This window comes from Aquabacterium sp., assembly GCF_016195855.1.
Lineage (GTDB): Bacteria > Pseudomonadota > Gammaproteobacteria > Burkholderiales > Burkholderiaceae_C > Aquabacterium.
The window spans coordinates 45,323-59,820 of sequence record NZ_JACPYU010000013.1 but is presented as its reverse complement, the minus strand read 5'-3'; the positions used below and the strand labels follow the sequence as shown (position 1 = coordinate 59,820).

The 14,498-nt window shown below is 64.7% G+C and carries 12 protein-coding genes; 4 read left to right on the top strand and 8 right to left on the bottom strand.

All coding sequences use genetic code 11. The annotated features are described in order from the left end of the window. Positions 1-162: 162 nt before the first annotated feature. Positions 163-1,722 (top strand): methyl-accepting chemotaxis protein, encoded by a 1,560-nt coding sequence (locus tag HY019_RS11445; protein ID WP_290692144.1) that lies wholly within the window; start codon positions 163-165, stop codon positions 1,720-1,722. 17 nt (positions 1,723-1,739) lie between these two features. Here HY019_RS11445 and HY019_RS11440 read toward each other — a convergent pair whose 3' ends face one another. The 3 genes from HY019_RS11440 to HY019_RS11430 all read right to left on the bottom strand — a co-directional run bounded on the left by HY019_RS11440 (position 1,740) and on the right by HY019_RS11430 (position 8,182). Further along, a complete protein-coding gene (locus HY019_RS11440) occupies positions 1,740-3,704 on the bottom strand; it encodes a PAS domain-containing hybrid sensor histidine kinase/response regulator (protein ID WP_290692142.1) in 1,965 nt (654 codons plus the stop codon). A gap of 98 nt (positions 3,705-3,802) precedes the next feature. Next, positions 3,803-7,312 carry a transglutaminase family protein gene (locus HY019_RS11435; protein ID WP_290692140.1) on the bottom strand — a complete coding sequence of 1,170 codons (3,510 nt, stop codon included), beginning with the start codon at positions 7,310-7,312 and terminating at the stop codon, positions 3,803-3,805. A 129-nt stretch (positions 7,313-7,441) separates the two neighbouring features. Further along, positions 7,442-8,182 (bottom strand): hypothetical protein, encoded by a 741-nt coding sequence (locus HY019_RS11430; protein ID WP_290692138.1) that lies wholly within the window; start codon positions 8,180-8,182, stop codon positions 7,442-7,444. 82 nt (positions 8,183-8,264) lie between these two features. Here HY019_RS11430 and HY019_RS11425 point away from each other — a divergent pair, with 82 nt between their 5' ends. After that, a complete protein-coding gene (locus HY019_RS11425) occupies positions 8,265-8,492 on the top strand; it encodes a YdaS family helix-turn-helix protein (protein ID WP_290692136.1) in 228 nt (75 codons plus the stop codon). A gap of 175 nt (positions 8,493-8,667) precedes the next feature. On the opposite strand, the gene HY019_RS11420 is transcribed toward HY019_RS11425, so the two are convergent. From HY019_RS11420 to fabR, 3 genes are all read right to left on the bottom strand, one after another. Further along, on the bottom strand, positions 8,668-9,117 hold the full coding sequence (locus HY019_RS11420) for a DUF2846 domain-containing protein (RefSeq protein WP_290692134.1): 450 nt from the start codon (positions 9,115-9,117) through the stop codon (positions 8,668-8,670). Between the two features lie 46 nt (positions 9,118-9,163). Further along, positions 9,164-9,574, bottom strand: a complete 411-nt coding sequence (locus tag HY019_RS11415; protein ID WP_290692132.1) for a hypothetical protein — start codon at positions 9,572-9,574, stop codon at positions 9,164-9,166. 195 nt (positions 9,575-9,769) lie between these two features. Continuing rightward, positions 9,770-10,423 (bottom strand): HTH-type transcriptional repressor FabR, encoded by a 654-nt coding sequence (fabR, locus tag HY019_RS11410; RefSeq protein WP_290692130.1) that lies wholly within the window; start codon positions 10,421-10,423, stop codon positions 9,770-9,772. Positions 10,424-10,560: 137 nt separating this feature from the next. On the opposite strand from fabR, the gene HY019_RS11405 reads away from it, so the two are divergent. Continuing rightward, the gene (locus tag HY019_RS11405) at positions 10,561-11,676 is read left to right on the top strand and encodes a ferredoxin reductase (protein ID WP_290692128.1); all 1,116 of its coding nucleotides are present in this window, start codon (positions 10,561-10,563) and stop codon (positions 11,674-11,676) included. Between the two features lie 14 nt (positions 11,677-11,690). After that, the gene (locus HY019_RS11400; protein ID WP_290692126.1) at positions 11,691-12,806 is read left to right on the top strand and encodes an acyl-CoA desaturase; all 1,116 of its coding nucleotides are present in this window, start codon (positions 11,691-11,693) and stop codon (positions 12,804-12,806) included. A 21-nt stretch (positions 12,807-12,827) separates the two neighbouring features. On the opposite strand, the gene glk is transcribed toward HY019_RS11400, so the two are convergent. Beyond that, positions 12,828-13,790: a glucokinase gene (gene glk / locus HY019_RS11395; RefSeq protein WP_290692124.1), complete on the bottom strand. Its 963-nt coding sequence runs from the start codon at positions 13,788-13,790 to the stop codon at positions 12,828-12,830. After that, on the bottom strand, positions 13,780-14,493 hold the full coding sequence (pgl, locus tag HY019_RS11390; RefSeq protein ID WP_290692122.1) for a 6-phosphogluconolactonase: 714 nt from the start codon (positions 14,491-14,493) through the stop codon (positions 13,780-13,782). Before pgl ends, glk begins: the two co-directional genes overlap by 11 nt. Between the last annotated feature and the right edge of the window lie 5 nt (positions 14,494-14,498).

Genomic DNA, 14,498 nt, shown 5'->3' with positions numbered 1-14,498 from the left:
CGATTGTCAGGCATGCAAGCAAGAGACCGGCCAGAGACTCTCCCTGATCTAGCGCAAAAGAGATGGCCTCAAGCTGGGTCCCGGTTGTTCGATAACCCTATGAGCTGCCAGGAAATAGCCCCGATCAGATCGTCCACCGGAATTGAACGAGAGGGATTTGCCATGCATGTATTGAGCAGACTGAAAATTGGCCAACGCCTGGCCAGTGGCTTCGCCATCATCTTGCTCATGCTCGCGGGCATGGTCGGCTTCGCGGCCGTGCAAGCTGGCAACCTGTACGCGAACGCCGACACCTACAACACGCGCCTGCTGCCGTCCTTGAAGGTCATTTACCAGGTGAACGACGGCCTCAACGCCCTGCGACGCTTTGAGTTGCGTGCACTGCAACAGGCTGCGCTCAATGAGCGTCTGGTCACGTTCAAGGACATCGCCCAGGCCGAAACAGCGGTGCAACAAGGCCTTGCGGCTTATGAAAAGCTGGTTGACGACACGCAGGACCAACACCACCTCGACCAGGTCAAGTCCGCGTTCAGCGCCTACGTGATTCAGGTCAGGAAAACAGCCGACCCCAGCATCCAGACCGACCTGGATCAGGCTCAGCTCGTCGCGCAACGCGCGATCGCCATGGGCGAGTCCTGGACCGCTTACAAGACCTTGACCACCGCCATCAACGCCTGGTGGGGCTATAACGAGACCTTGGGGCAGAAGCAGGCCGATCAAAGCAAGGCCACCTACCACCGGTCTGTCACGGCCCTGCTCTCGATCGCCTTCATCGCGGTGCTGCTCGGCGTGGTGACCGCGCTGTACATCACGCGCTCCATCACCGTGCCACTGGGCCAGGCAGTCAAGGTGGCCGAACTGGTGGCATCCGGCGACCTGCGTTCACACATCGACGCCCATGGGCAAGATGAAACCGGCCAGTTGCTGAGCGCCCTCAAGCGCATGAATGACAGCCTGGCCAGCCTGGTGGGCCGGGTCCGCCACAGCAGCGATTCGATTGCCACCGGCTCAACCGAGATCGCCAGCGGCAACGCCGACCTGTCTCAACGCACCGAGGAGCAAGCGTCCAATCTGCAGCAGACCGCCGCATCCATGGAGCAGTTGAGCGCCACCGTGAAGCAAAACGCCGATACGGCGAGGCAGGCGGTCCAGATTGCCCAGGGCGCCTCCTCGGCCGCCACGACGGGCGGCTCGGTTGTGGAGCAGGTGATCAGCACCATGGGTGACATCTCGACGTCCAGCCGCAAGATCTCGGACATCATCGGTGTCATTGACGGCATCGCGTTCCAGACCAATATCCTGGCCTTGAACGCGGCGGTCGAAGCCGCGCGTGCAGGCGAGCAAGGCCGGGGTTTTGCCGTGGTGGCGGGTGAGGTGCGCACCCTGGCCCAACGGAGCGCGCAAGCCGCCCGGGAGATCAAAAGCCTGATCAACGAGAGTGTCACCAAGGTTGAAAACGGCTCGGGCCTGGTCAACGAGGCCGGCCGCCAGATGGACGACATCGTGGTCCAGGTGCGCCGTGTCACCGATCTGATTTCAGAGATCGCCGCCGCCACCAACGAGCAAACCACGGGCATCACGCAGGTCAGCGATGCCGTGTCGCAACTCGATCAAGTCACGCAGCAAAATGCCGCCCTGGTTGAAGAGTCGGCGGCCGCATCTGAAAGCCTCAAGCACCAGGCGCAAACTCTGGCGGAGGTGGTGGACGTTTTCAAGGTCTGAGCCACAAGCGCCCGCACCTACCTGGCAGCCAGGTGCTCGTCCAGGCAACGCAGCAGCGCGGCCACGTCCAGCGGCTTGGTCAGGTAGGCACTGAAGCCCTTGGCGCGGGCAGCATGAACCCGATCAGGCATGGCGTCGGCCGACAGGGCCACCTTGGTCACGCCCTGCAGGGCCGGGTTCTGATCAAGCAGGTCTGCCAGCTCGAACCCGGTCATGTCACCCAGGTGCATGTCCAGCAGCAGCAGATCGGGCTGGATCTTGCTCACCAGCTTGAGTGCTTCGGCACCGCTGTGGGCCACTTCCAGCTTCCAGGAAGGGCGCAACTCCAGGATCTGGCGCACCAGCAGCACGTTGATCTCGTTGTCTTCGGCGTACAGGATGGTGGCCTGACGAGACTCGGGCAGCGCTTCGTCCAGCACGCCATGATCGGAGGCGAGGTCCACCTCGGCGGCAGGCAGGCTCAAGGAAAAGGTGGTGCCCTGCCCGGCCTGGCTGCGCACGGTAATCGTGCCGCCCATCAGCTCCACCAATCGGTGCACGATCACCAGGCCAATGCCGGTGCCCTCGACGCCCGAGTGCTCGGCCCCCAGGCGGTTGAAGGGCTCGAACAGATGGGTGATCTGGCTCTCGCTCAGGCCCACGCCGGTGTCGGTGACTTCAAGCAAAACGCGGGTGTCGTTTTCCATGCGGACGGACACGCAGACCTGGCCGTCCTGCCGGTTGTACTTGACCGCATTGCTCAGCAGGTTGACCAGCACCTGGCGCAGGCGCACGCGGTCGGCCATGACATACATGTCCCAGCTGCGCCCTGACTCCGTCATGAGGACATTCGCCCGGTGCGCCGCTTCGGCCACCATGGCCTGGGCGTCGTTGATCACGCCACCGAGCATGATGGGCTCGACCGACAAGGGCATGTCGCCAGCCTCGATGCGCGAGAGGTCCAGCACGTCGCTGATGACGTCCAGCAGGTGCGCGCCCGAGCGCTCGATCAGCTGGACCTTCTGGCGCTGCCCGTCGGCCAGCGCGGGGCTATTGTCCATCTGCAGCAGTTGCGCGAACCCGATGACGGCGTTCAGCGGGGTGCGCAGTTCATGGCTCATGCGCGACAGGAACTGCGACTTGGCGCGGCTGGCACGCTCGGCCGTCTCCGCGGCCACACGCGCATCCTGATACAGCTTGTGCTCGGTGATGTCGGCGATGTAACCGCAGCGCACCTCGTTGCCATCGGCGTCCAGGCCGGCAACCGAATCGGCCGCACACCAGCGCAACTCGCCTTCGGCGTTGCGGACACGAAACTCGCTGTGCAGGCGGCTGGACTCTCCAATGGCCAGGTCACGCTGCTGGAAGAAATTGTTGAGGTCTTCGGGTGGCACGCGGTTGTACAGCACCCATGGGCTGGCCAGGGCCTCTTCGGGCGAGGCTCCAAACAAATGGCGCACGCCTTCGCTGACAAAGTCCAGGCGACCACCCTTGTCCATACCGGGCCTGAACACGTAGATCATGCCCGGCAAGCCCTGCGACAGGGCGGTGAGCAAGGCATTGCGGTGTGCCAGCCATGCCTCCTGCTTCTTGCGCTCGGTGATGTCGGCCAGCAAGGTGTACCAGAGCGTGCCGTGTTCGGCATGGCTGGCAGGGCGGGACTGCACCAGGAACCAGCGCAGCGCCTGCCCCGGAGACTGCACGCGGCAGGCCAACTCGAAAGGCACCCTGTGCTCGGTGCTGTGCTCGATGGCCGCGAAGATCTCGGCGCGGTCATCCGGGTGCACCACGTCCGTCAGGCGGTGCCCCAGCAGCGCGGCCCGATCGCGGCCCATCACCGTGCAGGCCTGGAGGTTGAGGTCCAGCAACTCGCCCCGGTGATTGAGGATCACCTGGGCGGCGGGGGACAGATCAAAGCAATCGCGGTACACAGCCTCGCCCAAGGCCGTCCCGGGAGACGAGGCCGATGGTTGAGGTGTGCCACTGGGGGGCGAAACCGACATGGGTACTGACTAATGAACGACGGGTTGGGATTACAACCCATAAGTCCAGTGTGTCAAACCCCGGCCCTGCTGGTACCTAGGGTTGCCCCTTGCCACCCTCAAGCTGAGCGTGACGTGCGCAGGTCCAGCGTCAACGGGTGCTCGATACCGGCAGGTTTGGGCTTGATCGGCATCAAGCCTGGCGTGTGACCCATGCGGAAGAAGCGCGCCAGGCGCCGGCTTTCGGCCTCATAGGCGTTCACGGGGAAGGTGTCGTAATTGCGGCCACCCGGATGGGCCACGTGGTACTGGCAGCCGCCCAGCGAACGCTTGAGCCAGCCGTCCACCACGTCAAAAGTCAGGGGGGCGTCCGGGCCGATGGTCGGGTGCAGGCAGGACGGCGGCTGCCAGGCACGGTAGCGCACGCCCGCCACGCACTCGCCCACCCGGCCAGTGGGGTGCAAGGGCAGGATCTGGCCATTGACCGTGACCACATGGCGGTTGCCATTGAGCCCCGTCACACGCACTTCCAGCCGCTCCAGAGAGGAGTCCACGTAGCGCACCGTGCCGCCTGGCGAGCCCTCTTCACCCATCACATGCCAGGGCTCCAGCGCGCCGCGCAGCGTCAGGCGCACGCCAGCGGACGAGATCTCGCCGATATAGGGGAAGCGGAACTCGAAATGCGGCGCAAACCACTCGCTATGGAAGTCGTAGCCGGCCATCTGCAACTCGGCCAGCACGTCGGCAAAGTCCTGCTCGACAAAGCTGGGCAGCAAGAAGCGGTCATGCAGGCCCGTGCCCCAGCGGGTCAGGCGCTGGGCGCCATGCCCCTTGTAGGGCGTCTTCCAGAACCACGACACCAGCGCCCGCAGCAGCAACTGCTGCACCAGGCTCATCTTGGCGTGGGGCGGCATCTCGAAGGCGCGCAACTCCAGCAGGCCCAGACGGCCCGTGGGCCCGTCGGGCGAGTACAGCTTGTCGATGCAGAACTCGCTGCGGTGGGTGTTGCCGGTGGCGTCGATCAGCAGGTTGCGCAAGGTGCGGTCGATCAACCAGGGCGGGCACTGGCCCCAGATGTCCATCTGCCGCTCGATTTCCTTGAGGCCGATCTCGGTCTCGTAGACCTGGTCCATGCGCGCCTCGTCGATGCGGGGCGCCTGGCTGGTCGGCCCGATGAACAGGCCCGAGAACAGGTAGGACAGCGAGGGGTGGTTGTGCCAGAAGGTCAGCAGGCTGGGGATCAGGTCCGGACGCCGAAGGAAGGGGCTGTCCGATGGCGTGGCCCCACCCAGCACAAAGTGGTTGCCGCCGCCGGTACCGGTGTGCCGGCCATCGACCATGAACTTCTCGGTGGACAGGCGGGTTTCGTGCGCAGCCTGGTAGAGGAACTCGGTGTGGTCCACCAGTTGCTCCCAGCTGGAGGCGGGGTGGATGTTGACCTCGATGACGCCGGGGTCGGGTGTGACCTGCAGCAGCTTGAGGCGGGGATCGCGCGGGGATGGGTAGCCTTCCAGCACGATGGCCATGCCCAACTCGGCCGCCGTGGCCTCCACAGCGGCCAGCAGGTCCAGGTAGTCGTCCAGCAAGGTCAGGGGCGGCATGAACACATACATCACGCCACCGCCCTGGCCTTCGGCCTCCACCTTGGGGCCGCTGGCACGATCAGGGTTGCGCACCTCGACGCACAAGGCCGAGCGCGTGATCCAGTGTGCCGACTCAAAGCGGTTGGGCATGCGCGCAGGGTCGCCGCCCGGCTTGCCAGCTTCGCCCAGGCCTGCGGGCGGGTTGGCGCCCAGGGCACCCCACTCGCCATTGACGCCCGCGCCCCCCAGACCGGCCACGTTCTGGCCCTGCGTGCCGACCACGCCACCTTGCGCAAAACCACCACCAACCTGATGCTGCCCGTACTGGGCCCTCAGCGAGGCCGCTGCCGGCAAGGCCCCGCGCGGGGCAAACGGGTCGTGCTCATGGCTGTAAGGGAAGTCGCCCTTGCTCACCCAGGGCAGGGAATCGAGTGGCAGGCGGTAACCCATGGGTGAATCGCCTGGGAACAGGTACATGCGCTCATCGCGGAAGAACCACGGCCCCGTCACCCACTTGGGGCCGCTGAGGCCCAGCGCATCGTTGCGCTTGAGGGGCAAGGCATAACCGACCTGGTGCTCCAGCCCCTGATCGAACACGCGCAGCAGGCGCATGCGCTCCATCTCGTCATCAAGCTTGGCGTCGAAGGGGTCAACGTTGACGGGCAAGCGCCGCTCGCGCCACAGGTAGTAGAAGGTGTCCTCATAACCAGGCTGGACGTAGCTCGACCCCACGCCCAGCTTGGTGGCCAGGGTGTCGATGAAGAGCCGGGCATCCTGGCTGGTGTAGCGCACCGAGTTGCGCTCGTCGGCAAACAGGCTGGGGTCATGCCAGCATGGCTGGCCATCGGTGCGCCAGAAAATCGACAAGGCCCAGCGCGGCAACTGCTCACCCGGGTACCACTTGCCCTGCCCGAAGTGCAGGAAGCCGCCTTCGCCATAACGCTGGCGCAGCTTGTGGACCAGCTCGGTGGCCAGGCCACGCTTCGTTGGCCCCAGGGCGTCGGTGTTCCACTCGGCGCCATCGCGGTCGCTCACGGACACGAAAGTGGGCTCGCCGCCCATGGTCAGGCGCACATCGCCCACACGCAGGTCAGCATCCACCTTGGCGCCCAGCGCGTCGATAGCCTGCCACTGCTCATCGGTATAAGGCTTGGTGACACGCGGGCTTTCATAGATGCGGGTGATGCCCATGCGGTGCTCAAAGCTCACCTCGCATTCGTCCACGGCACCGGCCACCGGCGCGGCCCCCGTGGGCTCGGGCGTGCAGGCCACCGGGATGTGGCCCTCGCCTGCCAGCAGGCCGGAGGTCGGGTCCAGGCCGATCCAGCCAGCGCCGGGCAGGAAGACCTCGCACCAGGCATGCAGGTCGGTGAAATCCACCTCCGTGCCTGAGGGGCCGTCCAGCGCGGCCACGTCGGCCTTCAACTGGATCAGGTAGCCGGACACAAAGCGTGCCGCCAGGCCCAGGTGGCGCAAGGCCTGCACCATCAGCCAGCCGGTGTCCCGACATGAGCCGGACTTCAGCGTCAGCGTCTCCTCAGGCGTCTGCACGCCCGGCTCCATGCGGATGGTGTAGCTGATGTCGTTTTGCAGGCGCTGATTGAGCCCGACCAGGAAGTCGATGGTGCGCACCTCGGTGCGGTCGATGCTGTCAACAAAGGCCTTGAAGGCCGGCGTCAGCTCGCTCTTGACCAGATAAGGCCCGAGGTCATGCAGCGTGGAGGCGTCGTACTGGAAGGGGTAGTTCTCGGCCTCAGGCTCCAGAAAGAAGTCAAAGGGGTTGTAGACCGCCATCTCGGCGACCAGGTCCACCGTGATCTTGAATTCCTGGGTCTGCTCCGGGAAGACCAGGCGGGCCAGGTGGTTGGAGAACGGGTCCTGCTGCCAGTTGACGAAGTGGACGGCCGGCTCGACCCTCAGCGAGTACGACAGGATGCGGGTGCGGCAATGCGGCGCAGGCCGCAGACGCACGACCTGCGGCGACAGGTTGACCAGGCGGTCGTAGCTGTAGTGCGTGACGTGATTGAGGGCGACGTGAATGGACACACAGATCTCCGGCTAGGGCTGGCCCGCACCAGTGTGCAGGCGTCTGTGTGACAGCAGCAAGTTATGGACCACCTTGGTGCGTGGCCATTGCTGGCGCGGGGCCTCAACATGGCATCGGGAAGGGTCGCCTCACGCCCCCACACGCCACCAGCGGCGCGGCACCACACACACGATCAACTCAATGCTGGCGATGTCTTCGCGCGCAAGGGGCTCGGGCTGCCCACCCGCCATAGGCAGCACCAGCAAGCTGGTTTCACGCACCACCATCAACTCGCGCAGCATCACGCGCCCATCGGTGAGTGTGATGAGCAAGGTGTCTTCGGGCTCCAGTTGCAAGGCGTCATGGACAGCCTGCAGCACCAGGAACTGCCCGTCCTTGATGCCTGGGGCTAAAGCCGCCCCCTGGACGCGCAACACCACGGGCGGACCGGGCAGCATCAAAGGCAAGGTCAGGTAGCCGTCAGCCTGCCCCTTGGCCAGATCCGTTCTGTGCAACTCGCCGGGCTGGGCACCCACGTGAGGCCCCACACGCACGGCACCTGTCACCCGCAGGGCACGGCTTTGCCCCGCGTCCACCTGCCGCACGGCATACCCCGGTGAAGCGGCCTCACGTGTGCCCAGTGCCATGGCACCTGTTGGCTGCCCCTGCCCCGTTGCCAGCCACTCGGCGCCCACGCCCAGTTCACGCGCCAGCGAAGGCGTGTGCGAACTGCCACGCGCACCAGCATTGGGATCACACAGGTACTGGATGGATTGGGGTTTGACACCGACCGCGCGGGCCAGCTCGCTCTGGTTGGTCTTGCCTGCCCGGCTCATGGCCCACAGGAGGCGCCCGGTATAGCTGTCCCATTCGCTGTTTTTCTTGCTCATGCGTGGATGCTACAAAACTCTTTGTTGGGCATCTTGCAGAAATATCGATAATTGACTACAAATACGTCTGCAGGAGAAAACAATGACACCCCAGGAAGCCTTACTCAAAGCCATCGGCATCGTCGGCTCGCAGACCCGGCTCGCGCGCGAAATCGGCAACGGCATCACGCAGGCGCATGTGCACTACTGGCTCACCCAGGCGCCGGTGGTCCCGGCCGAGCACTGCCCCACCATCGAATACATCGTCAAGCGCGAGGTGATCTGTGAAGAGCTCAACCCGCGCGTCAATTGGTGGGTGTTGAGGGCCTGATCGTCCGGGCCTTCAACACGTTTTGTTCAGTCCCCCCAAGGACCCAGCCTGTCCGGGCTTGCTCCAGACCCGATCTCTCCACTGGGGCCGCATCGCTCCCGCTGCATGGCTATGTGCAGTTCATGTGTTTACCCGGATGGGTGGGGGGACTGAATTTTTTTACATCACAAGGTGATCAGAAGTTCGACTGGATCTGCGTGCACTCCGCCACGCCCTTTTTGCCCTGGTCTTCAGAAACCAGTTGCAGCTTGGAGCTGCCCGAGAGCATGCCCATCTTGACTTCCTGCCACACGAAGTACAGCTTGCCCGGCTCGGTGTTCAGCGTCAGCTTGGATTCGTCACCCTGCGAGGTGATCGTGTGGCTGCCTGCAGGCAGGTTGAACTTGAAGAAGGAATGCGGGCCGGTCGAGCCTGCCACCTTGCCATCCACCGCCACGGGCATGGACAAAGCCGCACCCAAGGTTTCATTGCGGTACACATAAACCTGTGCCACTGCAGCGTTGACCTTGAACTGCTTGGACTCGGCGTCCACAGACGCGGGGGCCTTGTTCACACTGGCGCAACCGGCCATCAACGCGATCGAAGACACGACGGCCACTTTGGCCAGGGTACGGACGAAACTCATGCTTGGCTCCTTTATTTGCCTTGGTTGAAAACACAGAGAAAACAATTCACGACGCAGCGCCACGGCGCGCACCGCCGGGCAGCTTGCTCAACACCAGGCCGAACGCGGCCAGGCTCATGCAGCCCACCGTCCACAGCGCTGCGAGACGGGTGAAGGCATACAGGTGCACGAGCAGGTAGGCCAGGCAAACCAACCTGCCGAGCTGACGCAGGGCAAGGTCGCGGCCGGATGAAAGGGAAAGGGGAAGGCCCCGGGACAGCCAGGCCATGCAGAGGGCCAGCACGGCAAAAAGCCCACCCGTCGCACCGCTCCATTGCATGAGCGGGCCCAGCCCCAAGACCGCAGCCTGCTGCAGGTTCGACAAGGCCAAGCCAGCGAACGCCAAAGCGCCGCTGGCGAGCAGCACCCAGCCCATCGCGGCATTCGCGTTCAGTCGGAAAAGGGGCACAGCAAACAACTCCACCTGAGGTCAGACATCGACAACAACAAGTGGACAGCCGTGAAGCAGGCGCGCGCCATCGACGCACCTGACCATGAATCACTCCCGCCCCATTTGCTGGGTCTTATTAATTTATTTATACACCACGTAACAAGGTGCAAAAACCGGGTGTGGTGAGAACAGCAAACGCCTGCATGCGCAGCGCAGCGGCCGTCAGCGATCCGGTGAACCCGTCACCGCCAGCGTCTGCGTGCCCGTCACGATCATGCGGACCATCAACACCACCTGCTCAGTCAGCTCGGTGTACTTGTCCTGCGGCAGGTCCATGGCCGTGGCGCCCATGGTGAACACCAGCCGCGTGATGGCCTTGGCCGTCAGTGCCGGCTCGAACAAGCCTGTCTTGTTGGCTTCTGCCAGGCGGATCAGATCCAGCTTCAACTCTTCTTCAAAGAAATTGAGCTGCTTGTCCACGGCTTGCTTGAACGCCGATGACCCGACCGTGCCTTCACGCAGCAGGATCTGCAGCAAGCGGTCGTCTGTGTGCAGTTGCTCCATGAAGGCTTCGACAGAGCCCCGCACCACGCTGCGATCTGCAGTGGCCCGCTGACGGGCCTCCCCGATGATCTGGCGCAGCGATGCACCCGCGCGCTCGATCAGGGCGACCGCCAGCTCGTCCATGTCGCGAAACTGCCGGTAAAAGCTGTTGGGCGCGATGCCCGCTTCCCGCGCGACTTCGCGCAGGCTCAAGGAAGACACGCTGCGGTGCGGGCCCACCAGCTTGAGCGCCGCCGTCATGATGTCCTCGCGGGAAATCACCGGTTTGCGGCCTGGGGTGGCCACCTGAACAGGGGACAGGTTCGTACTCATTGATGCCGATCTGAAGGTCCGACATCATATCGTCAGCAATTAATGCACAAGTGTATAGACAATTGTCTATGCTTGCGTATACTTGCGCGCATTCCCAGGCCAACCAGCCTGAAGAGCTGTTTTTGAAAGTGGTTCACGTGTCCGTTTCTGCCCCCACCTCCTCGGTCGGCCCCGGCGCCGGCCCCCTGCAAAGGCTGGTCGCGCCGCTGATCGAGCCATCGGTGTTCGATTTCTGGGCAGGCCTGATCAACCCGGCCTGGTCCTGGGCGCGCCCGCTGGCCCGCGTGGTGGAGCGCCGCGTGGAAGCGCAGGACGCCATCACCCTGGTGCTGCAGCCCAACCGCCACTGCGGCAAGGTGCGCCCCGGCCAGCACATCAATGTGAGCGCCGAGGTCAATGGCCGGCGCACCACGCGCAGCTACAGCATCACCAATGTGCCCGGCCGTGACGGGCGCATCGAGATCACCGTCAAGCGCGTCGAGGGCGGCAAGCTCAGCACCCACCTCTGCCGGGATGTCCGCGCAGGCGATGTGGTGGAGTTGGGCACGTCTTTCGGCGAGATGACCCTGAACGCCCACCCCCAGGGCAAATGGCTGTTCCTGGCCGCCGGCAGTGGCATCACCCCGCTGATGAGCCTGACGCGCCAGCTGGCCGCGCAAGGCATGCCTGTCGAGCTGAGCCTGATCTACTGGGCCAAGACCCGCGCCGAGTTGTGCTTCCTGCGCGAATTGCGCGACCTGGCCCAGCGCCACGCCAACTTCAAGCTGCAGGTGGTGTTGACCCACGAAGCCCAGACACTGGCCGACGAGGCCCGGGGCCTGATCAGCGCCGAACAAGTGACCGAGCTGGTCAAAGACCTGCCCGAGCGCCAGATCTATGCCTGCGGCCCCGGCGGTTTCGTGGAAGCCGCCCGCACCTTGACCGCTGGCACGGCCCGCAGCTTCCTGGCCGAGGGCTTCACCCCTGCAGCGCCTGCGCTGATACCCGAGGCCACCACCACCGTGCGCGTGCAACTGCGCAAGAGCGGCCGCGCACTGGATGTGTCGTCCGGCCAGTCCCTGCTGGTCGCGCTGGAGCAAGCGGGCATGAACCCCGCCTCCGGTTGCCGCATGGGCATCTGCAACACCTGCGTGTGCACCAAGCATGAAGGCACCACCAGCCACATCAACACGGGCGATCAGGACACCGAGCCTGACACCCAGGTGCGCCTGTGCGTCAGCCGCGCCGTGAGCGACCTCTCGCTGGACATCTGATTGAGACAAGAGACATGAGCCAAGCCCTCCGCCGCCCCCTGACTGCCGACGAGCTCCAGCATTTCGGCGCTGAAATCGACGCCCTGCGCGCCCGCACCGTGGCCGACCTGGGCGAACGCGATGCCCGCTACATCCGCCGCATCTTCGCCGCCGTGCGCTGGACCGAGGTCCTGGGCCGTGGCCTGCTGATGGCCGGCCTGTTCATGCCCGAGGGCTGGCTGTGGACAACCTGGCTGGCTGGCGCGGTCATCCTGGGCATCTCCAAGATCCTGGACAACATGGAGCTGGGCCACAACGTCATCCACGGTCAGTTCGACTGGATGAACGACCCCAAGTTCAATGGCAAGACCTTCGAGTGGGACATCGTGGGCACCAGCGCCAACTGGGTCAAGACCCACAACTTCCGCCACCATACCTACACCAATGTGCACGGCATGGACGACGACATCGGCTACGACGTGCTGCGCCTGTTCCCCGAACAGAAGTGGTACCCCGCTGCCTTGCTGCAGCCGCTGTACGCCGTGATCTTCGCCTTGCTGTTCCAGTGGGGTGTGGCCGTGCAGGACCTGCGCCTGGGCCGCGTCTTCATTGGCCGCATCACCTGGCGCCAGCTGTTCAAGGAGGCCGCGCCGGTGCTGCGCAAGACGCGCCGCCAGCTCATCAGGGACTACCTTGTCTTCCCTCTGCTGGCATGGCCCGCATTCTGGTCGGTGTTCCTAGGCAACCTGGTGGCCAACGGCATCCGCAATGTCTGGACCTACACGGTGATCTTCTGCGGCCACTTCACCACCAACGCGCAAACCTTCCCCAAGAGCATCGTCAAGAACGAGACCCGCGGGCAGTGGTACCTGCGCCAGGTCCTGGGCTCGTCCAACCTGTCGGGCAGCAAGCTGCTGCACATCATGACGGGCAACCTGAGCCACCAGATCGAGCACCACCTCTTCCCCGATGTACCTGCCAACCGCTACGCTGACATGGCGCCGCATGTGCGCGAGATCTGCGCGCGCTATGGCGTGCAGTACAACACCGGCTCCATGGTCTCGCAGTTCAGCCAGGTGATCTGGCGCATCGTGCGCCACTCGTTCCCCAGCAGCCCAGCCAAGATGCAGCCCCGCCTGCAAGCGGAGTAAGCGGGGTCATCGGGAATCAACTCAAGCCTGCGCCGCCCCGATCAAGGCTGGATACGGCGAGTGGATGACGAACACGGGGATGCGTCGCAGGTAGTCTGCATAGCGTCCCTTGGCGTCAAAGCGTTCGCGAAAGCCGGATCGCTCGAAGAACTCGCCCAGGCGCGGCACGATACCGCCGCCGATGAACAGCCCGCCCTGGGCCCCCAGCGACACGGCCAGGTTGGACGCCACCGTCCCCATGAACAGGCAGAAGCTGTTCAAGGCCGCCTCGCACAGGGCGCATTGTCCGGCCAGACCACGCTGCGTCACATCGGCCGGCATGAGCGCCTCGGCGGGCTGCCCCGCCAGTTGCGCGTGCGCCTCATACAGCACCACCAGCCCTGAGCCAGACAGCACCCGCTCGGCCGACACATGCCCGAAGCGCCGACGCAGCAAGGCGATCAGGCGCTCTTCGTTGTCATCTGAAGCGGCCAGGGTGACGTGCCCACCCTCCCCTGCAATGGGCGACATCTGCCCTTGCAAATCGGGCACCAGGCCGGACACGCCCAGGCCCGTCCCCGCGCCCAGCAGGCCCATGGTCATGCCTGCAACAGGCGCCAGCCCCCCGATCTGCCGCAACTCGGCCTGGGGCAAATGCGGCAAGGCCAAGGCCAGCACCGTGAAGTCATTGAGCACCCTCAGCCGTGTCAAGCCCAGGGCCTGGCGCAAGCCCTCGATGGAGAAGCCCCAGGGCGCGTTGAACAACTGCAGGTGGTCGCCCAGCACCGGCCCGGCTGCACCGATGCTGCCGGTGCGCGGCCGCATGGGGCCGCTGCCAGCCCCCACCTGCGTCAGGTAATGCTCGACGGCCGACACCGCATCGGCATGGTCACGCAAGTTCAGGTTGAGGATGTGGCTGATCTCGCCGTCAGGCGACAGCTTCAGTGCCAGCCGCACATTGGTGCCACCGATGTCACCCAGCAACTTGGGGTAGTCAGTCTGCATGGAACACCTCGCATGGCACCTGGCTTTGCAACAAGGCCAGCCGGATCGGCCATGGCTCGACAGGCCCGTCCTGCATGGCTTGCTTGATCAAGGCCAGCTTGGATGCCCCGGTGACATGGATGACGAGGTGCCGCGTGTCCAGCAAGGCACGGCGGGTGAGGCTCAGGCGGGGCACAGGCACATTGGGCAGGGCCGGCACGGCCACCGGCAGGCAACGCGGCCCCGCGCCGTCGGCCAGCGCATCGGCCAATTCGGGTGCATGCGGAAACAGCGACGCGGTGTGCCCATCGCCTCCCATGCCCAGCACCACCACATCAGCCGGCCAGGGCAAGCCATCCAAGGCCTGTGAGACCGTTGCCTGCGCCGCCTCGGGCGAAGCAGCGCCATTGAACAGCGGCAGGAACGGTGCCTGCGCCGCCAAGCCCTGCAGCAGCCCCTCGCGCACCAGGCGCTCGTTGCTGTCAGCGTGATCGGGTGGCAACCAGCGCTCATCAGCCAGGGTCACGCACACACGCGACCAATCCAGCGCCATGCCCGACAAGGCCTTGAAAAAGGGCAAGGGCGTGCTGCCCCCCGAGACCACGAGCAAGGCCTGCCCCCGCCGAGCCAGACTCTCACGCAGTTGCTGCGCCACAAAGCCCGCCAGATCCTGGGCCAGCGCCTGTGCTGACTCGGCATGATGGAAATGGATCGAAGAGGGCATCTGAT

What these genes read in the sequence shown, in the direction of transcription:
- fabR (WP_290692130.1), bottom strand. Translation starts at nt 10,423, where the DNA reads ATGAGTACGAACCTGTCCCCTGTTCAGGTGGCCACCCCAGGCCGCAAA.
- glk (WP_290692124.1), bottom strand. Translation starts at nt 13,790, where the DNA reads ATGCAGACTGACTACCCCAAGTTGCTGGGTGACATCGGTGGCACCAAT.
- pgl (WP_290692122.1), bottom strand. Translation starts at nt 14,493, where the DNA reads ATGCCCTCTTCGATCCATTTCCATCATGCCGAGTCAGCACAGGCGCTG.
- HY019_RS11400 (WP_290692126.1), top strand. Translation starts at nt 11,691, where the DNA reads ATGAGCCAAGCCCTCCGCCGCCCCCTGACTGCCGACGAGCTCCAGCAT.
- HY019_RS11425 (WP_290692136.1), top strand. Translation starts at nt 8,265, where the DNA reads ATGACACCCCAGGAAGCCTTACTCAAAGCCATCGGCATCGTCGGCTCG.
- HY019_RS11440 (WP_290692142.1), bottom strand. Translation starts at nt 3,704, where the DNA reads ATGTCGGTTTCGCCCCCCAGTGGCACACCTCAACCATCGGCCTCGTCT.
- HY019_RS11430 (WP_290692138.1), bottom strand. Translation starts at nt 8,182, where the DNA reads ATGAGCAAGAAAAACAGCGAATGGGACAGCTATACCGGGCGCCTCCTG.
- HY019_RS11420 (WP_290692134.1), bottom strand. Translation starts at nt 9,117, where the DNA reads ATGAGTTTCGTCCGTACCCTGGCCAAAGTGGCCGTCGTGTCTTCGATC.
- HY019_RS11445 (WP_290692144.1), top strand. Translation starts at nt 163, where the DNA reads ATGCATGTATTGAGCAGACTGAAAATTGGCCAACGCCTGGCCAGTGGC.